23 protein-coding genes are annotated in these 23,651 nt (G+C 70.9%); 6 read left to right on the forward strand and 17 right to left on the reverse strand.

Annotated features, from left to right (window positions below; genetic code table 11):
* Positions 1–12: 12 nt before the first annotated feature.
* On the reverse strand, positions 13–2,982 hold the full coding sequence (locus tag ACZ63F_RS18860; RefSeq protein WP_469712519.1) for a UPF0182 family membrane protein: 2,970 nt from the start codon (positions 2,980–2,982) through the stop codon (positions 13–15).
* Between the two features lie 187 nt (positions 2,983–3,169).
* Between ACZ63F_RS18860 and ACZ63F_RS18865 the strand changes: the two genes are divergently transcribed.
* Entirely contained in the window at positions 3,170–3,712 is a 543-nt protein-coding gene (locus ACZ63F_RS18865; RefSeq protein ID WP_469712293.1) for a PPA1309 family protein, read from the forward strand.
* A gap of 94 nt (positions 3,713–3,806) precedes the next feature.
* On the opposite strand, the gene ACZ63F_RS18870 is transcribed toward ACZ63F_RS18865, so the two are convergent.
* The 4 genes from ACZ63F_RS18870 to ACZ63F_RS18885 form a co-directional block, all read right to left on the reverse strand.
* Entirely contained in the window at positions 3,807–4,904 is a 1,098-nt protein-coding gene (locus ACZ63F_RS18870; RefSeq protein WP_469712295.1) for a YlbL family protein, read from the reverse strand.
* A 70-nt stretch (positions 4,905–4,974) separates the two neighbouring features.
* On the reverse strand, positions 4,975–5,139 hold the full coding sequence (locus ACZ63F_RS18875; RefSeq protein ID WP_351957924.1) for a hypothetical protein: 165 nt from the start codon (positions 5,137–5,139) through the stop codon (positions 4,975–4,977).
* A 117-nt stretch (positions 5,140–5,256) separates the two neighbouring features.
* Entirely contained in the window at positions 5,257–5,718 is a 462-nt protein-coding gene (locus tag ACZ63F_RS18880) for a molybdenum cofactor biosynthesis protein MoaE (protein WP_469712296.1), read from the reverse strand.
* 317 nt (positions 5,719–6,035) lie between these two features.
* Positions 6,036–7,148, reverse strand: coding sequence for an SDR family oxidoreductase (locus ACZ63F_RS18885; RefSeq protein WP_351957926.1), 1,113 nt, complete (start codon positions 7,146–7,148; stop codon positions 6,036–6,038).
* Positions 7,149–7,340: 192 nt separating this feature from the next.
* Here ACZ63F_RS18885 and ACZ63F_RS18890 point away from each other — a divergent pair, with 192 nt between their 5' ends.
* Both ACZ63F_RS18890 and ACZ63F_RS18895 read left to right on the forward strand, forming a co-directional pair.
* Positions 7,341–8,798 carry a zinc-dependent metalloprotease gene (locus ACZ63F_RS18890; RefSeq protein ID WP_469712297.1) on the forward strand — a complete coding sequence of 486 codons (1,458 nt, stop codon included), beginning with the start codon at positions 7,341–7,343 and terminating at the stop codon, positions 8,796–8,798.
* Positions 8,795–9,316, forward strand: coding sequence for an NUDIX hydrolase (locus ACZ63F_RS18895; protein ID WP_469712298.1), 522 nt, complete (start codon positions 8,795–8,797; stop codon positions 9,314–9,316). Before ACZ63F_RS18890 ends, ACZ63F_RS18895 begins: the two co-directional genes overlap by 4 nt.
* Positions 9,317–9,400: 84 nt before the next feature.
* On the opposite strand, the gene ACZ63F_RS18900 is transcribed toward ACZ63F_RS18895, so the two are convergent.
* From ACZ63F_RS18900 to ACZ63F_RS18915, 4 genes are all read right to left on the reverse strand, one after another.
* Positions 9,401–10,156, reverse strand: coding sequence for an AIM24 family protein (locus ACZ63F_RS18900; RefSeq protein WP_457699018.1), 756 nt, complete (start codon positions 10,154–10,156; stop codon positions 9,401–9,403).
* A 17-nt stretch (positions 10,157–10,173) separates the two neighbouring features.
* On the reverse strand, positions 10,174–10,854 hold the full coding sequence (locus ACZ63F_RS18905; protein WP_469712300.1) for an AIM24 family protein: 681 nt from the start codon (positions 10,852–10,854) through the stop codon (positions 10,174–10,176).
* Positions 10,855–10,865: 11 nt separating this feature from the next.
* Positions 10,866–12,509 carry a TerD family protein gene (locus ACZ63F_RS18910; RefSeq protein WP_469712301.1) on the reverse strand — a complete coding sequence of 548 codons (1,644 nt, stop codon included), beginning with the start codon at positions 12,507–12,509 and terminating at the stop codon, positions 10,866–10,868.
* A gap of 137 nt (positions 12,510–12,646) precedes the next feature.
* Positions 12,647–13,243 carry a M48 metallopeptidase family protein gene (locus ACZ63F_RS18915; protein ID WP_469712303.1) on the reverse strand — a complete coding sequence of 199 codons (597 nt, stop codon included), beginning with the start codon at positions 13,241–13,243 and terminating at the stop codon, positions 12,647–12,649.
* A 226-nt stretch (positions 13,244–13,469) separates the two neighbouring features.
* On the opposite strand from ACZ63F_RS18915, the gene ACZ63F_RS18920 reads away from it, so the two are divergent.
* Together ACZ63F_RS18920 and ACZ63F_RS18925 are read left to right on the forward strand one after the other, a co-directional pair.
* Complete coding sequence (locus ACZ63F_RS18920) at positions 13,470–14,675, forward strand: TOMM precursor leader peptide-binding protein (RefSeq protein WP_469712305.1); 1,206 nt, start codon at positions 13,470–13,472, stop codon at positions 14,673–14,675.
* Positions 14,668–16,137, forward strand: coding sequence for an ABC1 kinase family protein (locus tag ACZ63F_RS18925; RefSeq protein ID WP_469712306.1), 1,470 nt, complete (start codon positions 14,668–14,670; stop codon positions 16,135–16,137). Before ACZ63F_RS18920 ends, ACZ63F_RS18925 begins: the two co-directional genes overlap by 8 nt.
* 10 nt (positions 16,138–16,147) lie before the next feature.
* Here the strand turns inward: ACZ63F_RS18925 and ACZ63F_RS18930 are convergent, their stop codons facing one another.
* The 5 genes from ACZ63F_RS18930 to ACZ63F_RS18950 form a co-directional block, all read right to left on the reverse strand.
* Positions 16,148–16,360, reverse strand: a complete 213-nt coding sequence (locus ACZ63F_RS18930; protein ID WP_469712308.1) for a hypothetical protein — start codon at positions 16,358–16,360, stop codon at positions 16,148–16,150.
* A gap of 136 nt (positions 16,361–16,496) precedes the next feature.
* Entirely contained in the window at positions 16,497–16,823 is a 327-nt protein-coding gene (locus ACZ63F_RS18935; protein WP_469712310.1) for a hypothetical protein, read from the reverse strand.
* On the reverse strand, positions 16,820–17,188 hold the full coding sequence (locus ACZ63F_RS18940) for a WhiB family transcriptional regulator (RefSeq protein ID WP_010984500.1): 369 nt from the start codon (positions 17,186–17,188) through the stop codon (positions 16,820–16,822). Before ACZ63F_RS18940 ends, ACZ63F_RS18935 begins: the two co-directional genes overlap by 4 nt.
* Before the next feature lie 172 nt (positions 17,189–17,360).
* Positions 17,361–17,678 (reverse strand): hypothetical protein, encoded by a 318-nt coding sequence (locus ACZ63F_RS18945; RefSeq protein WP_351957937.1) that lies wholly within the window; start codon positions 17,676–17,678, stop codon positions 17,361–17,363.
* Positions 17,679–17,842: 164 nt separating this feature from the next.
* Positions 17,843–20,038 carry an ATP-dependent DNA helicase UvrD2 gene (locus tag ACZ63F_RS18950; RefSeq protein ID WP_469712313.1) on the reverse strand — a complete coding sequence of 732 codons (2,196 nt, stop codon included), beginning with the start codon at positions 20,036–20,038 and terminating at the stop codon, positions 17,843–17,845.
* Between the two features lie 200 nt (positions 20,039–20,238).
* On the opposite strand from ACZ63F_RS18950, the gene ACZ63F_RS18955 reads away from it, so the two are divergent.
* The gene (locus ACZ63F_RS18955) at positions 20,239–20,481 is read left to right on the forward strand and encodes a mycoredoxin (RefSeq protein ID WP_089098894.1); all 243 of its coding nucleotides are present in this window, start codon (positions 20,239–20,241) and stop codon (positions 20,479–20,481) included.
* Positions 20,482–20,534: 53 nt separating this feature from the next.
* On the opposite strand, the gene ACZ63F_RS18960 is transcribed toward ACZ63F_RS18955, so the two are convergent.
* The 3 genes from ACZ63F_RS18960 to ACZ63F_RS18970 form a co-directional block, all read right to left on the reverse strand.
* The gene (locus tag ACZ63F_RS18960) at positions 20,535–21,137 is read right to left on the reverse strand and encodes a class I SAM-dependent methyltransferase (RefSeq protein ID WP_469712314.1); all 603 of its coding nucleotides are present in this window, start codon (positions 21,135–21,137) and stop codon (positions 20,535–20,537) included.
* A 10-nt stretch (positions 21,138–21,147) separates the two neighbouring features.
* The gene (gene nudC, locus ACZ63F_RS18965) at positions 21,148–22,092 is read right to left on the reverse strand and encodes an NAD(+) diphosphatase (protein WP_469712315.1); all 945 of its coding nucleotides are present in this window, start codon (positions 22,090–22,092) and stop codon (positions 21,148–21,150) included.
* A 155-nt stretch (positions 22,093–22,247) separates the two neighbouring features.
* Complete coding sequence (locus ACZ63F_RS18970; RefSeq protein WP_469712317.1) at positions 22,248–23,651, reverse strand: dipeptidase; 1,404 nt, start codon at positions 23,649–23,651, stop codon at positions 22,248–22,250.

Below are 23,651 nucleotides of genomic sequence, written 5' to 3' on the forward strand. Positions count from 1 at the left end.
GTCCGCCGGGGATCATCCGCTCGGGCTGGAACTCCCGCTGGGACTCGGACTGCTGCCGGCGCTCGGACTCGCCGTCGCGCTCGGACTCGGGCTGCCGCTCGCCGTCGTGCCGCCCCCGGTCCTGCCGGCCTTGGACTGCGCCTCCTCGGCCCGCTTGAGCGCGTCCTGCAGTTCGCCCTGCGCCTTGCCGTACGCCGTCCAGTCGCCCTTCTTCAGTGCCTCCTGGCCCGCCGCGAAGGCCTTCTGGGCGTCGTCCAGCGCCGCTTGGACGGTGGGGTTGCCGGACGACGTCGGTGGCGAGGTCGTCCCGGTGTCCGAGGAGCCCGTATCGGAGCCGTCGCTACCGAAGACCTTGTCGAGCGCCTCGTCGAGGGTGTTCTCGAAGACGGTCCTGCCCTCGTAGGTGACCAGCACCTTGCGCAGCAGTGGGTACTTGACCCCGGCACCGCGGACGTAGACCGGCTCCGCGTACAGCAGGCCCCCGTCCAGTGGCACGGTCAGCAGATTGCCGTACTCGACCTCGGAGTCGCCGCCCTTGAGGAGTTTGATGGCGGCCGCGATCTCCTGTTCGGAGTTGAACTTGCTCTGGACCTGTTTGGGTCCGTCGACGGTCGTACTGGTCGGCAGTTTCAGGATTCTGATCTTGCCGTAGTCCTTCGAACCGGCCTCGGAGTCCACCGACATGAACGCGCTGAGGTTGTCGCGCCCGTTGGGCGTGAACGTCGTCGACAGCGAGAACGTCTGCGCGCTCTGGTCCGGCATCTTCATGCTCAGGTAGTACGGCGGCACCGCGTCGCCCGACTTGTTGGTCGGGTCGTCGGGCACCTGCCACACCTCGCTGCCGGTCAGGAACGTCTGGGCGTCCGTCACGTGGTAGCGGGTGAGCAGTTCGCGCTGCACCTTGAACAGGTCCTGCGGGTAGCGGAGATGGTCCATCAGGTCCTGCGAGATGGCGCTCTTGGGCTGCACCGTGCCCGGGAAGGCCTTCATCCAGGTCTTCAGCACCGGGTCCTCGGTGTCCCACTGGTAGAGCTTGACCTCGCCGGTGTACGCGTCGACGGTCGCCTTCACCGAGTTGCGGATGTAGTTGACCTGGTTCTGCTGGGCCACCACCGCGCGCGAGTTGTTCGTCGCGGTCAGCGAGTCGGCGGTGGTGTCGCCGAGGGTTGTACGAGAGGCGTAGGGATAGCCGTTCGACGTGGTGTAGGCGTCGACGATCCACTGGATACGGCCGTCCACGACCGCCGGGTACGCGTCGCCGTCGATGGTCAGCCAGGGGGCGACCGCCTCGACGCGCTCCTTGGGCGTGCGGTTGTAGAGGATCCGCGAGCCCTTGCCGATCGCGCCCGAGTACAGGATCTGCGGCTCGTTGAACGCCACCGCGTACGCGGCGCGGTTGATCGGGCTGGAGAGACTGACCCCGCTCTTGCCCGCGTAGCTGGTGAGCTTCTCACCGTTGTCGTCGGAGTAGTCGATCTCCTTCTGGGGACCGCCGACGATCGAGTACGTGTTGGTCTTCTCGCCGTAGTAGACGCGCTGCTGGTACGTGCCCAGGTCGCCCGTGGACGGCAGGTCGGACTCGGTGAAGACGGGCTGGCCCTGGTCGTCGGCCTCGGTGCCCTTGGCGGCGACCACACCGTAGCCGTGGGTGTAGCGGAAGTGGTCGTTGATCCAGTTGTTCTTCGGGATGCCGGCGAGGTTCAGCTCGCGCAGGCCGATGACGGTGTCCTGGACCTTGCCGTCCTTGGTGTAGCGGTCCACGTCCAGGTTGGTCGGGAACGCGTAGTAGTTCCGCATCTGCTGCAGCTGCTGGAACGTGGGCGACACGATGTTCGGGTCCATGATCCGGATGCTCGCCGTGGCGTCGACGTCGTCCCGGAGCTTGGTCTTGTCCGTGGTCGTGCTCGTGCCCTTGTACTCGGTGACCTGGGTGTCGTCGATGCCGTAGGCCTCGCGGGTCGCCTTGAGGTTCTTCTGGACGTACGGGGCTTCCTTGGCCTGCTCGTTGGGCTGGACCTGGAACTTCTGGACGATCGCCGGGTAGAGGCCGCCGATGAGGATCGCCGAGAGGACCATCAGGCCGAAGCCGATGACGGGCAGCTGCCAGGTGCGCCGCCACAGGGTGGCGAAGAACAGCAGGGCGCAGATGACGGCGATGCAGAACAGGATCGTCTTGGCGGGCAGATAGGCGTTCGCGTCGACGTACCTCAGGCCCGTCCAGTTGCCGGTGGCCTTGAAGTCGCTGGACTTGACGGCCAGTCCGTAGCGGTCGAGCCAGTAGGCGACCGCCTTCAGGGCGACGAAGAAGCCGAGCAGCACGGAGAGGTGGCCGGTCGCGGCACCCGTGGCGCGCGCGCCGGGGCTGGTGACGCGCAGCCCGCCGTACAGGTAGTGGGTGAGCGCGGCGGCGATCAGGGAGAGGATCGCGGTGGCGAAGCCGAAGCCCAGCAGGAAGCGGTACCAGGGCAGGTCGAAGGCGTAGAAGGAGACGTCGAGGTGGAACTGCGGGTCCTTCTGGTGGAAGGGCACGCCGTTGACCCACATCAGCCAGGTGCGCCACTGGCCGGCCGCGGAAGCGCCGGCGATCAGCCCGACCAGCGCGGTGACCGCGAGCAGCAGCCACTTCTTGTACGGCGCGATGCCCATCCGGTAGCGGTCGAGACTCTGCTGCTCCATGGACATGGCGCTCAGCGGAGGCCGCAGCCGGTGCGCCAGCCAGACGTTGAAGCCCACCGCGGCCGCCATCAGCAGACCGAAGACGGCGAACAGCCCGATCTTGGTCCACAGGGTGGTGGTGAACACCGAGGAGTAGTGCACCGACCGGTACCAGAGCCAGTCCGTCCAGAAGCCCGCGAACATGGTGAACGCCATGCCGAGCGCGGCAAGGACGCCAAGTGTCAGGAGCAGGGTTCGCACCCGCCGGGACGGACGTCCGGTCGCTCTGATCCGTGGCCCCGTCGGGCCTCCGCCGCGGTCCGGCATCTGGAAAGCCAAGGTGCGCACCTCGAAGTTCGCTGTTTGATCCGCTGTTGATCCGTTGTTGTTGCGTCAGGCCCACTTGTTCGCGGGCCGGACGTGTCCCCCAGTGATCGCGGGGCCACACCTATGCAACTTACTCACCGCTTACTCGGTTCCCGATTCCGGCCATGAACGAGGCAGGATTGTGACCATGTCCAACACTCCCATGGCAGCGAACCCGCTCACCCGGGCCGTTCTAGAGATCGACGAGTACGCCTCCGGCCTCGGCTGGGACCAGCCCGCTCGTCTCTTCGCCCTCGTCGACACCGCGCGGCTGCGCACCCAGGAACCGGCCCTCGCCGCCCAGCTCGGTCTGGAGGACGAGTCCGCGCCCACCGGTCTCACCCCGATCGAGCAGGACGAAGTGCCAACGGACAAGGCGCTGGACGAGTTCCTCGGCACCATCGCCTGGCCGGACGCGGTGGTCGGCTGCGCGCTCACGGTGGAGCGGCTGATGCTGCCGCCGTCCGCCGAGTCCCAGGTCCCCGAGGGGCTGAGCGAGGCGAAGCTGGCCAAGTGGGTGGCGGCCCACCCCGAGCGCCAGGAGGTCCGGATGACGGTCGCGGTGCTGCGCGACGGCGGCCGCGACTCGGCGGTACGGCTGCGCGAGAAGGACTCGCCGACGGAGGTGCTCACCGGTCCCGACCTGGTGCCGGGCCTGGCGGACGCGCTGAAGGCGACCTTCGAGGACTGAGCCCGCCACCGGACGGCAGCCGGGGCGCCTCTCGTCAGGAAGGGCGCCCCGGGCTGCGTGTACGCGGCTGCCCGTACGGCTGCGGTACGCCTGCTCAGCCCTTGGCGGTGCACTTCGGCAGGGCGCCGGTGTCCCCGCTGCGGATGTCCTTGAGGGCGCCGAGGGCGTCGCCGATGGTCTTCACCTTGACGAGGGTGAGCCCGCTCGGGGTGTCCTTGGCGGCCTCGGCGCAGTTGTCGGCCGGGGTCAGGAAGTACTGGGCGCCCTTGCTGCGCGCGCCGATGGTCTTCATCGAGATGCCGCCGATCGGGCCGACGGTGCCGTCGTCGTCGATCGTGCCGGTGCCGGCGACGAACTTTCCGCCGGTGAGGCTGCCCGGGGTGAGCTTGTCGTAGATCCCGAGCGAGAACATCAGCCCCGCACTCGGTCCGCCGACATCGGCGAGCTTGATGTCGATGGAGAACGGGAACGTGTGATCGGTGCCGGCGGAGATCCCGACGATGGCGCGCTTCGCGCCGCTGTCGTCGGAGGTGGTCGTGGTGACCGTGACCTTCTCGGTCTTCGTGGCCGTCTTGTTCGCCTTCTCGGCGGCGGCCTGCTCCTTGGCCGGCACGACGGTGAAGACCACGTCCTGGCCGGGCTTGTGCTTGGTCACCAGCGTGGCGACGTCGGCCGGCTGCCTGACCACCGTGCCGTCGACGGCCTTGATCACGTCACCGGCGTGCAGCCTGCCCTCGGCGGGCGAGTCCTTGAGGACCGTGGAGACGATCACCCAGGACTTCACCGGGACATCCAGCTCCTTCAGCGCCGCGACCTTGGCGCTCTCCTGGGACTGGCTGAACTCCTCGGCGTTCTCCTGCGTGGACTGCTGCTCCGTCTTGCCGTCCGGGTAGAGCGTGTCGTGCGGCACGACCTTGTTGTCGTGCGAGAGCCACCCGTAGACGGCCTCGAGGAGGTTCATCTTGTAGTCGGCGCTGGTGACCCGCACCGTGGTCATGTTCAGGTGCCCCGAGGTCGCGTAGGTCTTGTGGCCGGAGATCTGCAGCACCGGCTCGCCGTCGTGGTCCCCGAGCGTGTTCACGGTCGGGCCGGGAGACATCTCCGAGTACGGCACGTTGATGAGCACTCCGGCGCACAGGAGCGCGATCAGCATCAGGGTGGAGGCGAGCATCGTCGCGGTGCGGCGTGGCATGCCAAGACAGTACGGGACGGGTCTGTCAGCGCACCGTCAGGGCCACCCGTCGCATGCGCCCCGGCCGCCCTCAGCTACCGGAGCGGGACTTCTCCATGGCCTCGCGGAAGCGTGCGTACCCGTCGAGTTCCGGCCCGTCGCTGCGCGCCCTTCTGGTCCGGTTGGCCCAGCTGCCCCACACACCGGCACCGACCGCCGCCACCAGCGGAATCAGCAACCAGACAAGCGCCGCCATGCCGACCTCCCAACCCCATGAGCGTCCGCGACTGACTGATCAACAGATTAGTCACCAGCACTGACAACGCTCACGCGAGGGGTACGGTTACGCAAGCGGAAGCCCTGCGGGGGCCCTTCAGCAGGCCCCCACCCATTCCTCCGTCCCATCCGAGAACGTCTGGTGCTTCCAGATGGGCACCTCGTGCTTGAGGTCGTCGATCAGCTTTCGACAAGCTTCGAAGGCGTCCCCCCGATGCGGACACGACACACCGACGACCACGGCGAGATCACCCACCCGCAGGTCCCCCACCCGATGCACGGCGGCCAGCGCCCGCACCGGGTACTCGGCGACGACCTTCTCGGCGATCCGCCGCATCTCGTCCTCGGCACTGGGGTGACACGAATACCCGAGCGCGTCCACGTCGGCGCCCCCGTCATGGTTCCGCACCGTCCCCACGAACAGCGCGATCCCACCGGCCGCGTCGTCCCCCACGGCCGCGAAGACCTCGTCCACGGAGAGCGCACTCTCCCGGATCCCGATCAGCTTCACGGGATCCGCGGCGCCCCGCTCCCCAGGATGATCACTCACAGCAGCCATACCCCCATCGTGCCGCACGCCCCCGACCACACGGAATACGACCAACACCAGTCACACACGCGCACGGCTTTGGAGACTCCTACAGCGACGGTTCCCACTCCCCAGCCCGTCCGCCGTTTGAGGACGTTTGAGGACGTTTGAGGACGACGACGGACACGCACCCCCACTACCCAGCCCGTCCGGCGTTTGAGGACGAGGCCGCAGGCCGAAGCGGGGGTCCGGGGGCGGCAGCCCCCGAACCGGGCGGTCGCAGGGGCCCACCCCCTGGAGGGACGGGACGGGTAGGGGCGGCGGGGGCGAAAAAACCACGCCCCCCGTCAGATCCGCCGCCGAGCCTTCCGCGCCCGCCGCACCACAGCCGCCGCACCCAGCAACGCGACCGTCGCTCCCGCCGCCCCCGCGGCCGTCGCGTCCTTCCGCCCCAGCCGCCGCCCCACCACCGTGTGCCGCCCGGCCACCTCCTCCAGCAACTCGGCCAGCACCTCCTCGTTCGTCCACCCCGGCCGCCACCCGGCGTCGTGCAGCCGGCTCCCGCTCACCACCCACGGATACATCGTGTACGCGAGGTCCCCGGCCGGCGACGGCGTCAGACCGATCCGGTGCAGCCGGGCCGCCGCCCCCAGCGCCACCGCCGACGGCAGTTCCATCCGCCGGGTCCCGCTGAGCTCCTCGACCTCCTCCTGCTCCAGCCACCCGTCGCACCCCACCGCGAGCTCCCCGTCGACCTTCTCCAGGACCGCGTACTCCAGCGCACTGCACAGGTCCTCGACATGGCAGAACTGCCAGGCGGGCCGCGACCCGGCGACGACGAGCAGCCGGGGCGACTCGAAATACCGGGTCAGAGCGGTGTCGGTGCCCCCGACCAGCACCGCGGGGCGCACGACGGTGACATTGAGCCCCGGATGCGCGCGGGGCGCCCGGCGCGCGAGCCGCTCGATCTCCAGGAGGTCGCCGACCCCGGTGGCCTCGGCGGTGGCCCGCAACTCCGCGTCCTCCGACAGCGGCAGCTCGTTGTCCGGCAGCGCGCCGTACACCATCGCGGAGGTGCACAGCACCACGCGGTGCACCCCGGCCGCGGCCGCCGCGGTCAGCACGGTCTGCGTCCCGCGCACGTTGTAGGCCGTACGAGCCGCCGGGTCGGTCTCCAGGTCCAGGTCGAGCGCGAGGTGCACCACCACGTCGGCCCCGCGCAGCTTGTCCGCGATGGCCGGATCCCGTACGTCGAGGATGTGCCACTGGGCGGCCGCGCACTCCCCGCGCCGCTCGTCGATGGCGATGACCTGCCTGACCTCCTCGGACGCGGCCAGCCGCTCGGTGAGCAGCGCGCCGACCCCGGTCGCGGCGCCGGTGACGGCGACGACGGGCCCGCGCACGGCGGGAGGGGTTGAGTGGTTTCGCGCTGCGCGAACCTGCGGATCTGGGGAACTCACCGGGCGTCTCCAGCGGTTGTCTTCAGTACGAGCGTGAGTGACGCGTCCGTACCAGGTGGCATCCATCCTGCCGCAGGCCGACTGTCGGCGAAGCACCGAGGCCCGATCGGGTCGGGGTGTCTACGCTGGGTGGTGTTGTCGGGCAGCCGCGCCGCCGGAGAGAACCGGTGGCCTTACCAGCCGAGGATTCCCGTGAGTGACACCCCATTCGGTTTCGGCCTTCCGCCGGAGGAGCCGGAAGACGGCGACGAGGGCAAGAAGAAGGACCAGCAGAGCGGTGGTGGGCAGGGACCGGCCAATCCGTTCGGTTTCGGCACCCCCGGAGCCGGCGGCTTCGGCGGCCCCGGCGCCGACAATCCGTTCGCTGCCATGTTCGGTTCGCTGAACCCCACCGACCTGGGCGCGGCCTTCCAGCAGCTGGGCCAGATGCTCTCGTACGAGGGCGGCCCGGTGAACTGGGACATGGCCAAGCAGATCGCCCGCCAGACGGTCTCCCAGGGCACCTCGGACGGCGTGAAGGACGCCAGCGTGGGTTCCGCCGAGCACACCGCGGTCCAGGAGGCCGTCCGGCTCGCCGACCTGTGGCTGGACGACGCGACGTCGCTGCCGTCGGGTTCCGGTTCGGCCGTGGCGTGGTCGCGCGCGGAGTGGGTCGAGGCGACGCTGCCCGCCTGGCAGGAGCTGGTCGACCCGGTCGCCGAGCGGGTCGGCGCCGCCATGGGCGACGTCCTGCCGGAGGAGATGCAGGCCATGGCCGGCCCGCTGATCGGGATGATGCGCTCGATGGGCGGCGCCATGTTCGGCACCCAGATCGGGCAGGCCGTGGGCGTGCTCGCGGGCGAGGTCGTCGGTTCGACCGACATCGGGCTGCCGCTGACCCCGGCCGGCAAGGCCGCGCTGCTCCCGGTGAACATCGAGGCGTTCGGCAAGGACCTCGGCGTGCCCAAGGAGGAGGTGCGGCTGTACCTCGCGCTGCGCGAGGCGGCCCATCAGCGCCTCTTCGCGCACGTGCCGTGGCTGCGCTCGCACCTGTTCGGCGCGGTCGACGGGTACGCCCGCGGCATCAAGGTCGACACCGCCAAGCTGGAGGACGTGGTCGGGCAGTTCGACCCGCAGAACCCCGAGCAGCTGCAGGACGCGCTCCAGCAGGGCATGTTCCAGCCGGAGGACACCCCCGAGCAGAAGGCCGCCCTGGCCCGTCTGGAGACGGCTCTGGCGCTCGTGGAGGGCTGGGTCGACGCGGTGGTCCACGCGGCCGCGAAGCCGCGTCTGTCGTCCGCCGACGCGCTGCGCGAGACCCTGCGCCGCCGCCGTGCCACGGGTGGACCCGCGGAGCAGACCTTCGCCACCCTGATCGGCCTGGAGCTGCGCCCGCGCCGGCTGCGCGACGCCTCCCGCCTGTGGGCCTCGCTCACCGACGCGCGCGGTGTCGACGGCCGGGACGCCCTGTGGGCGCACCCGGACATGCTGCCGACGGCGTCCGACCTGGACGACCCGGACGGCTTCGTGCACCGCGAGCAGCTGGACTTCTCCGAGCTGGACAAGATGCTCGGCGAGGCCGCGCAGAAGCCCGACCTGCGCAAGAAGGACGCCCAGGGCGAGAGCGAGCAGGACAGGGGCGAGCAGGACAAGGGCGACGACACCGAGTGAGCCTGTACGACGACGCGGTCCTCGTCCTCAAGGGGTACGAGGACCAGGACGGGCTGCGCCAGACCTACCTCGACCACCTCGCGGCACACCCGGACGGCATGTGGAAGGCCTGTCATGCCGGTCATGTCACGGCGAGCGCGCTGGTCGTCGACCCCGAGCACGGGCGGGTGCTGCTGACCCTGCACAGGAAGCTGCGGATGTGGCTGCAGATGGGCGGCCACTGCGAGCCGGGCGACGCCTCGCTGGCGGCCGCGGCGCTGCGGGAGGCGACCGAGGAGTCCGGCATCCCCGGCCTGACGCTGCTGCCGGGCGGCCCGGTGCGTCTGGACCGGCATGCGATCCCGGCGCCGTGCCACTGGCACTTCGACGTCCAGTACGCGGCCCTCGCCCCGCGGGGCGCAGCCCACGCGATCAGCGACGAGTCCCTCGACCTGCGCTGGTTCGCCTACGACGAGGTGCCGGAGGTCGCCGACGACTCGGTCGTACGGCTGCTGGAAGGAACTCGCGCGCGGCTCTGACCTGGAGCTTCGGAAGCTGTCGGCGCATGTCGGCACCTGTGTAAGGGGCGCCCGCACTGGCGAGCGCCCCTTACACACGGGCTCTCAGCTCCAGACGTTGCCCTGGTTCGCCCCGCGCGCTCCCTGCTGGCCCATACCGAACTGGGCGGCGATGCCCTGACCGATCTGGGCGTGCTGCGGCGGCAGGAGTTCACTCGGCTGGACCAACGCGAAGCCACTTCCCATGAAGCTCAGCTCCCAGCCCTCCCCGGTGCTGCCACGGCGCCGCCACACGCCCGAAGAATGCGTTTGGGCCTGCATCTGGACGCGCAGCCCGGTGGACCAGGCGACGATCGCGTCGGCGTCGCAGTTCACGTACTTGTCGGGCGTGACCTGCATCAGCAGCGGCGCTCCCGAGGTCATCAGGGCGACCTGGCCGCGTCCGGTGATGTTGAGCTGGTACTTCCCGGACCCGGAGATCCCGTAGAGGCTGTCGACGGCGACGACCTCGTAGTGCAGCGAGGAGTCCATGGCGAGGACGTAGCCGCTGTCCACGGTCAGGCCGTCCTGCTCGACGTCCAGGACGTGGATGTGCTGGGCCAGGTTGGCGAAGTAGACCGTGCCCTGCCCGTGGCAGCGCATCAGGTCCAGGCCCTCGCCGGTGTACGCACGCGCGCGTGCCTGGCCGTGACCCTGGTACTCGGCGTCGAACTCGACGAGCCCCTGGTAGGCGACCATGGTGCCCTTGCGGGCGAGGATGTCGTCGTGGCCCTCCAGCACGACCCGCAGCATCTGCTTGTTCTGCAGGCTGTAGCGATCCGGGGCCTGGGAGTCGTTGAAGGCGAAAAGCGGGCTCTGCATGGTTTCCTGACTCCCCCTCAGCCCCGGAACCGGAGGCGGTCGGTGCTGTCCTCGCTGGGCTGGACGACGACGATGCCCTGACCGGAGAAGGCCATCTGGTAGGCCTCGCCGCTGCCCCGGCCGATCAGTGACTGCGCCTTGAAGCTGCGCTTGCCCTTCACCTTGAGGTTCGGGGACCAGGCGACCAGCGCGTCCGGGTCGACGTACGTCTCGTCCTCGCCGCCGCCGCAGTCGACGACGATCGGCTTGCCGCGGGAGGTCAGCGCGACCCAGCCCTGCCCGGAGATCCTGGTGTTCCACAGGCCCTGGCCGGCGAACTTCGCGAGCCCCTTGACCCGCTCCACGCCCCACGTCAGATGCGCGTCGAAGGCGAGCAGGTTGGTGGCGTTGACGGAGATGCCGTCGCCGTTCAGGTTGATGACGACGACGTTCGCGCCGTAGTCGGCGAGGTAGAGCAGACCGTCGCCTGAGCACTTCATCAATGGCGCGCCCTCGCCGGTCACCCAGTCCCGGGCGATCTGGCGCACGGCCGGCGGGTTGGGCTCGTACTGGACGAAGCCCTCGTAGGCGACCATCGACCCCACGCGCGCGAGAAGGTCGCTGCCGGTCTGCATGGCGACCTTCAGCATGTGGTCGCCGTGGTTCTCCATGCGGGCGGTGACGGGTGCGGGGGCGTAGCCCGCGAGCGGCTGGTTCATGACGGGCTCCCTCAGACCTCGTACGGCTGGACGACGATGAAGTTGCCGGGCGCACCCCGGAACTGCAGGTTGACGCTCTCGCCGGTGTCGCCCGGGTAGGCGTTGCGCCGCATCCGCACCTGGCTGGAGACGATCACCTGGGACGCCGCCGACCAGGCGACCACGGCGTTGCAGTCCGCGAACGTCGTCGGCGTCACGGGCAGCACGACGGGCGTGCCGTGCGTCTTGACGACGATGGTGCCGGTGCCCTGGAACTGCATCGTGAACAGCGCGCCGCCGGGGATGCCGTGCCCCTCGATCCGGCGGACCTCGTACTGGAGGCTCTCGTCGAAGGCGAGGACGCTCTCGGCGGAGACGCAGATCGCGTCGCCCTGGAGCTCGATGGGGTGCAGGTGGGCGGAGTTCTCGGCGAGAAAGACCTGACCGTGGCCGGTGCAGCGCATCAGCTGCATCTCCTGGCCGGTGGCGTTGCCCACGATCCGGCCGGCGAACCCGGCGCCCTTGTAGCTGAAGTCGACCTTTCCCTGGTAGAGCACCATGCTGCCCTGCCGGGCCAGCACCGGCTGCCCGCCCATCCCGAGGTCGACGCGGACGAGCTTGCTGTTCTGCAGGGTCCAGCGCTGCCCGGTGGGCGTCTCCTTGAACTTCTGGAGCGCGGCACCGACACCGGCACCGCCCTGGGGAGCGCCCTGCGGGACCGCGTAGCTCTGCTGCCCGGGAACCTGCCCGAACGGCGGCTGCTGCCCGTAGCCCGGAGGCGGGGTCGGGGCCTGGGGCGGCTGCGGGTATCCGGGCGGCGGGCCCGGGGTCTGCGGGGGCGCCGGGGGCTGGCCGTAACCGGGCGGGGCGGGCGGCTGGCCGTAGGGCGCGGGCGCCGGGGACGGGGGCGGCACCATGCCGGGCGCCTGCGGGGTCAACGGCGCGATGACAGTGGGCGCATGGTGCACGTTCGCGGCCGGCACCGGACCGGGCGCAGGCGGCGGGGTGAAACCCTGGGGGGCGGGTGCGGGCGGCGGGGTCGGCGCGGGAGCCGGCGCGGGCGCGGACGGAACGCCGAACGCGGGCGGCGCGAAGCCGGGCGCGGACCCGGTCTGCGGCTGCTGCGGTGCCGGCGCGGCGGGCGCCTCCTCCAGCACCTCGCCGCCGAAGTTCTTCAGCAGCGCCTCCAGACCGCCGTCGAAGCCCTGACCGACGGCGGCGAAGCGCCACACGTCCTTCAGGTAGAAGTCGCCGAGCATCACGGCGCGCTCGGTGGAGAACTCCGAGCCGTCGAAGGAGTACCGGGCCACCTCCTCGCCGCCCGCGACGATCCGGAGGTATCCGGGCGCGACCTGCGACATCTGCCCGGCGCCGTCGATGGTCGCCGTGAACGCCAGCTTCTGGATCTGCGGCGGGATCCGGTCCAGCGTGACCCGGAAGGACTCCGTGTCGCCCGCCTGCGCACCGAGCAGCTGGATGGACTCCTCGGGCGACTTCGGCTGGTTGAAGAAGACGAAGTAGCGGTCGTCCGACAGTCGTTCGTCGGCGTCGAGGCCGAAGCAGCTGATGTCGAAGGTCAGCCCGGGACCGGAGATCTGCACACCTACGTACAGATCGGTACCGGCCGTGAGGTCACTGATCCTGGCCTTGTGGCCGCGTTGGAATTCCCTGGCCATGCGTTACGACCGTCCCCCATCCCGAATGTGAGTGCGTCGCGCCAGGCTAACGGCTAACTCGGACATCGGATGAAGTCGGTACAGACCCGGTACACAACCGCACTCAACGGCCCCGGAGGGAGCGCTCCCCGGGTGTGTCACTCATCGCGCGCGCCGGGCACGTGGGGCAGCCGGCCCGCCGCGACCACCCCTTCGAGGTAGCCGCGGGCGCGCTCGGTCCGCGGATACGCCTCCAGCAGCCGCCAGAACCGGGGCCCGTGCCCCGGCACCAGCAGGTGCGCCAGTTCATGACAGAGGACGTAGTCGACGACGTACTCGGGCATGCCCTGGAGCCGGTGCGAGAGCCGGATGCTGCCCTCGGCGGGGGTGCACGAACCCCAGCGGGTGTTCTGGTTGGTGACCCACCGCACGGAGGCGGGGCGGGCCCGGCCGCCGAAGTACTGGGCCGACAGCCAGTCGGCGCGCTCGGCCAGTTCGGTGTCGCCCAGCACTCGCTTGCTCTCCTGGGCGGCGAGTTTGTTGAGCATGACGGTCACCCAGCGTTTCTCCTCCGCCTCGGACATCCGGGCGGGGATCAGCACGACGGTGCGATCGCCCTCGCGGTACGCGGAAACGGTCCGGCGGCGCCGGGCACTCCTGCGAACCTCGATCGCGCTCGCCCCCAAGCCGCTGGGCGGCTGGCTCGTCGTGCTGCGCTGTGGCTTTCCGGCGCGGTGCAGTGGGTCGGCGGGCACGCCCCGACGTTACCCGCTGCACACAGGGGAAGTCCCGGGTCCGGAACGGTTCGGTGCCGATCCCCCACCATGCGTCTGATTTGTACGACGAATACCCACCGCCTGTGGACAACTTTCGGCGCCCACCCGGCGGTCCGGGCATGCTGGCACTCGTCGGCGGAGCAGGACCGGCTCCACCGGCGCACGGGGACGTTCTGTGACCTTTCGACGGCTACGGGGGCCTGACATGCATCCGTTGGTGAAGCCCGCGCTGCGGCGCGGCTGGCGCGACCTCAACACCGTGCAGTTCGGGATGACTCCCGCGCACGCGATGACCCTGGGGCCGATGGACACCGCGACCGGGAGCTTCCTCGACCTGCTCGACGGCGCCCGCGGGCTTGGGCTGCTGCGGGAGGAGGGACGGCGCATGGACCTGCCGGACGGCCATGTCGACGCGCTGGTGGAACGGCTGTCCCGGGCCGGGCTCGTCGACGACGCACAGGGCGGCGGGCCCGCGGCGCAGGCGTTGCGGGGGAAGAAGGAGGTGCTGGAGCGGCTGCGCCCTGATCTCGCCTCGCTCTCCCTGATCACTCCGGAGCCGGGCGGCGCGATCGGCCGGCTGGCGGCCCGCCGGGCACTGCGGGTGCAGGTGCAGGGCGCGGGCCGGGTCGGTGTCACGCTGGCCGCGCTGCTCTCGGGTGCGGGCGTCGGCGAGGTCGACGTACGGGACGTGGGCCGGGTCCAGCCGTGGGACGTGGCGCCTGGCGGGCTGCCGGCGGAGGCTGTCGGCGAGCGCCGCACCGAGGCCGCGGGCAGAGTCGTCCGCCGGGCGGCCCCGGACCGCCCGCCCCGCCGCCCGGACCCGGCCGCGGCGGAGCCCGGCCTGGCACTGGTGATCATCGCCCCGCGCGACGACGTCCTGGTGCACGCCCCGGACGCGCGCGCCGCCGAGCCGCTCATGGCCGCGGGTACCCCGCACCTCTACACGGGTGTGGTGGAGGGCACCGGCGTGGTCGGCCCCCTCGTCCTGCCCGGTGGGACGGGCTGCGCCCGCTGTCTGCACGAGCACCGCACGGACCGGGACCCGGCCTGGCCGCGCCTGGTCGCCCAGTGGCGGTCCGGGCAGGCCCGCCGGGTGGGCGCCTGCGATCAGACGCTGGCGGGAGCCGTGGCGGGGCTGGCCGCCGCGCACGCCCTGGCCTTCCTCGACGGGGAGTCGCCGGCCGCCGAGGGGGCACGCTGGGAGGCGTCCGTGCCGCTTTTGCACTGGCACGCGCGACCGGTCTGGCCACATCCCGCATGCCCGTGCGGAGCTGCGGAGAAAGCTGAGGGGGAACACTCCTCAACCAACGGGGATTCACACGCGACAATGGTGGGGCAACGGCCGTCGGCGGAGCGACGAGAACACGCGGACGCGGCGCGGCCGACTGGGACTTGGAGGGCGCATGTCTGATCTTCCCCGGAAGGCGGTCACCCGGACCGCCAAGCTCGCCGCGCTCCCGCTCGGCTTCGCAGGCCGGGCGACCTGGGGTCTGGGCAAGCGCATCGTGGGCGAGTCCGCGGAGATCGTCGGCCGGGAGCTCCAGCAGCGCACGGCGGAGCAGCTGTTCAAGGTCCTGGGCGAGTTGAAGGGAGGGGCGATGAAGTTCGGTCAGGCGCTGTCGGTCTTCGAGTCGGCCCTCCCGGAGGAGGTCGCCGGTCCCTACCGGGCGGCCCTCACCAAACTCCAGGACGCCGCCCCGCCGATGCCGACCCGCACCGTGCACGCGGTGCTCACCGAACGCCTCGGGGAGGACTGGCGGGAGCTGTTCCTCGAGTTCGAGGACAAGCCTTCGGCGGCGGCCTCGATCGGGCAGGTGCACCGGGCCGTGTGGCGGGACGGCCGGACGGTGGCGGTCAAGGTGCAGTACCCGGGTGCCGGCGAGGCCCTGCTCTCCGACCTGGGACAACTGAGCCGCTTCGCTCGCCTGTTGGGTCCGCTGATCCCGGGTATGGACATCAAACCGCTGATCGCGGAGCTGCGTGACCGGGTCTCCGAGGAACTGGACTACTCGCTGGAGGCGAAGGCCCAGGCGGCGCACGCGGAGGAGTTCGAGGGCGACCCCGACGTGGTGGTGCCGCATGTGGTGCACCAGTGCGACCAGGTGCTGGTAACGGAGTGGATCGACGGAATACCGCTCTCCGAGATCATCTCGGAGGGTACCCAGGAGCAGCGCGACCGGGCCGGTCAGCTCCTTGCCCGCTTCCTGTTCTCGGGCCCGGCCCGCACCGGCCTGCTGCACGCCGACCCGCACCCCGGCAATTTCCGCCTGCTGCCCGGTGGGCCGGAGGACGAGGAGGAGTGGCGGCTCGGCGTACTGGACTTCGGCACCGTCGACCGGCTCTCCGGCGGACTGCCCAGCCCGATCGGCGACTCGCTGCGGATGACGCTGGACGGTGACGCCGAGGCGGTCTACGAGCTGCTGTGCGCGGAGGGGTTCGTCAAGGAGTCCATAGAGCTGAACCCCGACGCCGTCCTGGACTACCTGCTGCCGATCATCGAACCGGCCCAGGTCGACGAGTTCACCTTCACCCGCAACTGGATGCGCAGCCAGGCGGCCCGCATCGCCGACCCCCGCAACCCCGCCCATCAGCTGGGCAAGCAGCTCAACCTGCCGCCGGCCTACCTCCTGATACACCGGGTGACCCTGAGCACCATCGGCGTGCTGTGCCAGCTGGGCGCGACGGTGCGGCTGCGGGAGGAACTGGAGTCCTGGCTGCCCGGGTTCGTGGCCGAGGAGTTCGAAGAAATCGAAGAACTCGATGAGCGCGAAGAACGCGAGGAGCTCGGCGAAGTCGGCGGGGTCACGGAGGTCGTAGCGGGCGGGGAAGCCGGCGAAGCGGCGGAGGCCGGGGCGGCCGTGGAGGCGCAGTAGGGGGCGGTGTTCACCACCAGGACGAGTCGAGCCGGCCCTCGATCGCCCGGAGGTTGTCCCTGGCGCAGGCCTCGCAGAAGAACTGGCGGACGCCGTTCTCCACGGAGCAGGTCCAGGTGACGGGCGGGGGGCCGTCGGCCGGGGTGCCGCAGCGGGCGCACGCGAGCGGGTGGGACTCCGTGGCGGAGCCGCCGTGATCACTGCCTCCGGGAAGACTCGTCACCTGGTGACGATAACTCCGCCGCGGGTGGATCAGCGGGCACAACGCACCGCGGGGACCGGTCCGTTCGGCCGGACCGGCCCCCGCGGGGAGTTTTCGCCTCCCGGGATCGGGAGGCCACCGCTTCAGGTGTACTGGGTTACTGCATCAAGGCCATGGCGAGCGCACGGCGGGCGCGCATCGAGGCGCGCTCGGCCCGGCGCTGCATCCGGCGAGCGGTCGCCAGGCGCACGGCCCGGCGTTCCTGCTCGGCCTGGTGCAGTCGCTCGTGCATATGCGCACGAGCCAGGGCTTCTGGGATGAGTTGCATCTCTCGGGTCCTGTTCTGACGCGAGCCGGTGTCGGTACCGGCGGTGGTGAAGTCTGGGATCGCGGAGCCTGCGGGCTCGCTGGTGGACGGCTTCATCGGGGCCTGCTTCTTGGGATCGTGCGTGAGGGGGCGGTCGATCGTTCCGTGGATGTTCATGCCGTGACCGGGTTCTTGCGCGGGCGGCCACGCGGCCGCTTCCGGGCGACGACGACGCCCTGGACGAACAGCTCGCCACCCCAGACGCCCCAGGGCTCACGCCGCTCCTTGGCCCCGGCGAGGCAGGCCTCGATCAGCGGGCAGGTGCGGCAGAGGGACTTGGCGTACTCGACGTCCGCCGGCGACTCGGCGAAGAAGACCTCCGGGTCGTAGGAGCGGCAGGGGACGGGTACGCCGAGGTTCTCGATGGCGTCGTCGAGCGCGGTGAGCGCGGTGAGCGGGATCAAGGTGGAGTCCTCCGTGAGGCCGGGCGGGGGGATCGTTTCGGAAGGCGGTACGGACGGGGCGTGCGCTTCGAGTTGCACGGGTGTTCTTCCTCGTCTGGTCGTTCCGGTCGGGTGGGACCGGTTGGCGGCTGGTACCGGGTTCTGCTCTTGCCCCGAGGCCCCTTCGCTCCGCTCTCCCCGTTCGGGGAAAACAGAAGGGCCGCGGATCCCGGATGGGGTTCCGCGGCCCTGAAGGCGCCGGCCTGATCGATCAGGCTGGATCACTCCAGGGTTCTGGCCCACGGAAGGCCCACATCAGGTGGTGCTGCGTCGTCTGCTTCCGGCTTCCGGCACCGGCTGCCGTAAAGGCATAGGCCTGCGCCTGTGCCGCTACTGCTTCCAGTGCCTTCGTCGGTCGCTCATTGCGCTCACGGACGGGAAGACCCGCGAGAGAAACGGAGGACGCCGGACGCACGGCAGGAATGCCGGACAGACCGGTGCCCAGGTTGGAGACGCCGAGCATGCACACGGAGACGGCCGAGAGATCGGTCATTTTGGCCGCGCTGATGTTGGTCTCGATGCTGATCACTGGACTCGCCTCCTCTCGGCGTCTAGGGGACCGGTGTTGAGCCGATCCGCTCGGATATGCAAGTACAACACGGAACGGGGCCTTCGAGAAGGCCGCCGCTTCCGTGCTTAGAACCTATGGGGATTGCTGGGGCATGCGCAAACTATTTTTTCGACGAGTTCGCATCAGTCCCCCGCTTCTTCTCCCCCGGGCTCCTGGCCTGCGCAGATGGCCAGGACATCGGCGCCGTAGCGGTTGAGCTTGCGCATGCCGACACCGGGGATGCGGGCCAGCTCGCGGTCGTCGTCCGGAGCGCTCTCGGCGATGGCCATGAGCGTCCTGTCGGTGAAGACGCAGAAGGCGGGCTGGCCGCTGAGCCGGGCCTGGTCGGCACGCCATTCACGCAGCCGCTCGTAGAGGCCCTCGTCCATGTCGGACGGGCAGCCGTCGCAGCGCATCAGCTTCATCTCGCCGGCGTCGGTCAGCGTGCGTCCGCAGACCCGGCAGCGGGCGGGGCTGCGCTGGGTGCGCCGGGGCGCGGCCGCGGGGCCGCCGGTGAAGCCCCGTTCGACGCCTCCGCCGCCCGCACCGCCACCGCGGCCGACGGTGCCGGTGGAGCCGGGGCGCAGCCCGTCCAGGAAGTGGCTGGGCCTGCGGCCGGGTCTGCCGCCGGGGGTGCGGGAGAGCGACCAGGAGACGTGGAGCCGTTCCCTGGCGCGGGTCACGCCGACGTAGAGGAGACGGCGTTCCTCCTCGATCTGTTCGTCGGTCTTCGCGTAGGTGATCGGCATCATGCCCTCGGCGACACCGACCAGGAAGACCGCGTCCCACTCCAGGCCCTTCGCCGAGTGCAGGGAGGCGAGGGTGACGCCCTGGACGGTCGGGGCGTGCTGGGCGTTCGCCCGCTCGTCGAGTTCGGCGACGAAGTCGGCGAGGGTGGCCGCGGGCCGGGCCGCGGCGACGTCGTGGGCGAGGTTGACCAGAGCCGCCAGCGACTCCCAGCGCTCCCGGACCGCGCCGGAGCCGGCCGGGGGCTCGGTGGTCCAGCCTTCTCCGGACAGGACGGCGCGCACCTGGGAGGGCAGGTCAACGGTGTCGTCCAGCAGCGCGTCATTGCCCCCGAAGCGGGCCGCGGCGCGCAGGGCCACGCCCGCCTTGCGCACCTCGGGCCGGTCGAAGAACCGCTCGGCGCCGCGCAGCTGGTAGGGCACCCCGGCGTCGGCGAGGGCCTGCTCGTAGGTCTCGGACTGGGAGTTGGTCCGGAAGAGGATGGCGATCTCCGCGGCCGGGACCCCGGCGTCGACGAGTTCGCGGATGCGGCGGGCGGCGCCCTCGGCCTCGGCGGGCTCGTCGGTGTACTCGGTGTAGACGGGCTCGGGTCCGGCGGGTCGCTGGGAGATCAGCTCCAGGCGGTGGTCGGCGGCCCGGCCGCGGGCCTGGGCCAGCAGGCCGTTGGCAAGATGGACGACCTGCGGTGTGGAGCGGTAGTCGCGGACCAGCTTGACGACAGTGGCCCCGGGATGGCGGGTGCGGAAGTCGAGCAGGTGGTCCGGGGTTGCTCCCGTGAACGAGTAGATGGTCTGGCTGGCGTCGCCCACGACGCACAGGCTGTCGCGGTCGCCGAGCCACAGTTCCAGCAGCCGCTGCTGGAGCGGGCTGACGTCCTGGTACTCGTCGACGACGAAGTGCTGGTACTGGGCCCGTACCTGGTCGGCGATGTCGTGCCGGTCCTGCAGGATGCCGACGGTCAGCAGCAGGACGTCCTCGAAGTCGATGACCGTGCGGTCGCGCTTGAGGTCCTCGTAGACCGAGTAGATCTGGGCGATCTCTGCGGGGTCGCGGGGAGCCTCCCGGCCGGTCTTCACAGCCGCAAGGGGGTAGTCGGCGGGGACGGTCTGGGTGACCTTGGACCACTCGATCTCGGCGGTGACGTCCCGCAGCTCGCCCCGGTCGAGGCGGATACGGCAGGCGGCGGCCGCGTCGGCGACGAGCTGGATCTTGCGGTCGACGAGCCGGGGCAGGGAGCCACCGATCGCTTTCGGCCAGAAGAACTGGAGCTGGCGCAGCGCGGCCGAGTGGAAGGTACGGGCCTGCACCCCCTGGGCACCGAGCTGGCGCAGCCGGCCCCGCATCTCCCCGGCGGCGCGGTTGGTGAAGGTGACGGCGAGCACGCTGGACGGCTGGAGGATGCCGGCCCGCACCCCGTAGGCGATCCGGTGGGTGATCGCCCGGGTCTTGCCGGTACCGGCTCCGGCCAGCACGCACACCGGACCGTGCAGGGCGGTCGCCACCGCGCGCTGCTCGGGGTCGAGCCCTTCGAGCACCGCGTCGGCAGAGTCCGGTACCGGCGGGAAGAGGGAGGAGTGCGTTGCTGCTGTCACACGGCCATGCTGCCAGGTCGCCGGAGACGGCTGTGCCGGTTGTCCACAGGCAACCCCATGCGGTCGTACTAATGCGGCAGGCGTCACCCGAGGCCCGTGCGGCGGGAATGCCCGGGCCCGTCCCGCGGGAATGGCGGACGGGCCTCGTACGTTCCTCTCCTGGACGACCTTCCCCGACCTGCCGAAGGAGTGCGAGCGAGATGCAGGGCACTGTGACGATGTACAGCACCACGTGGTGCGGCTACTGCCGCCGGCTGAAGAGCCAGCTGGACCGCGAGGGCATCGCGTACACCGAGATCAACATCGAGCAGGACCCGGAGTCGGCCGCGTTCGTCGAGAAGGCGAATGGCGGAAACCAGACTGTCCCCACGGTGCTCTTCGCCGACGGCTCGACGTTGACGAACCCGTCGCTGGCCCAGGTGAAGCAGAAGGTCGGCGCGTAGCTTTCCCGGCACACGGCGGTCCCTGACTCATGCCAGGGGCCGCCTTCGCATGTTCAGGCCGGTTTGTCCCACACCAGCGTGTAGCGCCACAGCAGGCGGCGCCGGTACCGGCGGCCGGGGAGCCGGTGCGCGGTGGACCGCCGGACCTCTCCCCAGTGCATGGGGGAGTCCTCGACGGGCATCCCCTGCGGGGCCCGCTTGCCACCCCGCAGACGCGCGTTCAACCGGCTCGCGGGGACTCCGCAGCCGCTGATCACCCAGTCCAGGGGGGTGTGGTTGTACGCCATGCCGACGATGACCAGCCGGCCGCCTGGCGCGAGCAGCCCCACCAGCCGGTCGATCGCGTCGTCGAAGGGGGCGTGGTGGATGACGGCGACCGCGCTGACGAAGTCGTAGCCCTCCTCGTCGAGGGCGGCTCCGTCGAGGTAGTCGCCCTCGACGAAGGTGACGTTCCCGGCGTCCCGCTTCTGCGCCAGCCGGATCATCTCCGCCGACCGGTCCACGCCGGTCACCGACTCCGCCCTGGTCGCGAGCCTGGCGGCGAGCAGGCCGTCGCCGCAGCCGACGTCCAGGGCGGCGCGGCAGCCGTCCGGGACCGCGTCCAGGACCACGGGGTGGTAGTGGACGTTGTGGTTCCAGTACTCCTCTGCGGTCATGACGGCCGCCTCAGACGAAGCTCCTCGTCGGCAGCGGCTTGCCGTACCACATCTCGATCAGGCGGGCCGCGATGGAGATGCCGTACGGCGGCAGGACGTCGCCGGAGTCGAAGGCGGCGCCCAGTTCGTCGCGGGAGAACCAGCGGGCCTCGTGGATCTCGTCGCCGTCGACGTCGATGTCGGTCGAGGTCGCGCGGGCCATGAAGCCGAGCATCAGGCTGGAGGGGAAGGGCCAGGGCTGGCTTGCGACGTACTCGACGGGGCCGACGGTGATGCCGGCCTCCTCGAAGACCTCGCGGCGGACCGCCTGCTCGATGGACTCGCCGGGCTCCACGAAGCCGGCGAGCGTGGAGAAGCGTCCCTCGGGCCAGTGGACCTGGCGGCCGAGCAGGATGCGGTCGTCCTCGTCGGTGACGGCCATGATCACGGCGGGGTCGGTGCGCGGGTAGTGCTCGGCGCCGCAGGCGGGGCAGCGGCGGATGTGGCCGGCGGCCGCGATGACCGTGCGCTCGCCGCAGCGGGAGCAGAAGCGGTGGGTGCGCTGCCAGTTCTCCAGGCCGACCGCGTGCACCATCAGGCCGGTGTCCCGGGGGGACAGCAGCAGTCCGGCCTCGCGCAGGCCGGCCGGGCGTGCGGACTGGTCGATGCGGCCGGGCAGGGCGTCCTTCTGGAGGGCGAAGTAGCTGACGCCGTCCTCGTCGGTGCCCAGGAAGTAGCGGTGCGCCTCGGTGAGGGGGGCCTCGAAGGAGGGCGTCATGACGAGTTCGGTGCGGCCGTCGGGCGTCTCGTCGATGAGGACCTGGCCGCCGGAGACCACGAAACAGCGGGTGTCGGGGTGGCTCCACGCCGCGGCGAGCCAGGCTTCGTCGAGCCGGTGGTGGGCGGCGCGGTCGATGCCGCTCGGGGCGGTGAGCGAGATGGGTCGGTCGGCGGTGTGGTCGGTCCAGGTGGTCACGGGTGCTTCCAACTCCCCCAGTGCAACGGATGTTTCAGCGGGCGGTTCAGCGGGACGAAGGGCGGGAGGAGAACGGGTGGGGCGGGGGCGGGGCCGGTGGGGCGGCCCTTCCAGTGTGCCCCGCCCGCGGTGCCGCTCCGGACGGCGTGAGGGGCTCAGGGGGCATGGCGCCAGTTCTCGGCGAGGTCGCCCCACAGGTAGGCGCTGGTCTCGACGCCCTTGAGGAGGAGGTCCAGCTCGACCTTCTCGTTCGGGGCGTGCCAGCCGTCGGAGGGGACGGAGATGCCCAGGAAGAGGACGGGTGCGGCGAGGACGTCCTGGAGGTCCGCGGCGGGTCCCGAGCCACCCGATCGGGTGAACCGGATGGGCTGCTCGAAGGCCCGGCCCATGGCGCGGGCGAGCGACTGGAGGCCGGGGTGGTCGAGCGGGGTGAGGCACGGGCGCGTGGCCGGCAGGAAGGTGATCTCGGCGCGGATCCCGGCGGGGATCCGCTCGGTGGCCCAGGCCCGGACGATCTTCTCGATGTACTCGGGTTCCTGCCCGGCGACCAGCCGGAACGACAGCTTCAGCAGGGCCGAGGACGGGATGATCGTCTTGCTGCCGGGACCCTGGTATCCGCCGCCGATGCCGTTGACCTCGGCGGTGGGGCGGGCCCAGACCCGCTCCAGGGTGGTGTGCCCGGCCTCGCCCTCGGTGGCGTACGAATGCGCTTCGCGCAGCCAGCTCTCCTCGTCGAACGGCAGCTCGGCCCAGAGTTGCCGCTCGCGGTCGCTGAGCTCGACGATGCCGTCGTAGAAGCCGGGGATCGCCACGCGCGCGTGCTCGTCGTGCAGGGCGGCGACCAGGCGGGCCGCGACGGTGGCGGGGTTGGGGACGGCACCGCCGAAGGCGCCGGAGTGGATGTCCTGGTCGGGGCCGTGCAGGACGATCTGGCACTCGGCGAGCCCGCGCATGCCCGTGCAGACGGTGGGGGTGTCCTCGGACCACATGCCGGTGTCGGAGACGATCACGGCGTCGGCGGCGAGCCGCCCGGCGTGCTGCTCGACCAGGGCCCGGAAGTGCGGCGAGCCGGACTCCTCCTCGCCCTCGATCAGCAGCTTGAGGTTGACGGCGGGTGCGGTGCGGCCGGTGGCGGCGAGGTGGGCGCGGACGCCGAGTGTGTGGAAGAACACCTGGCCCTTGTCGTCGGCCGCTCCGCGCGCGTACAGCCGGCCGTCCCGGACGACCGGTTCGAAGGGGTCGCTGTCCCAGCCGTCCGCACGGGCGGCGGGCTGGACGTCGTGATGGCCGTAGACCAGGACCGTGGGCGCGTCCGGGTCACCCGCGAGCCACTCGGCGAAGACGGCCGGGGCGCCCGGTGTCTCCCAGACCTCGGCGGTCGGGAAGCCGGTCTCCGTCAGTCTGGCGGCGAGCCAGTCGGCGCTGCGGCGTACATCGGGGGCGTGGTCGGGCCGGGCCGACACGGAGGGGATGCGCAGCCATTCGGAGAGGTCGGCGAGGAAGGCGGCGCGGTGCTGCTCGATGTACGTACGGACAGCGCTGTCCGGGGTCTGGCTCAT

Source organism: Streptomyces sp. NPDC104761, assembly GCF_055583445.1.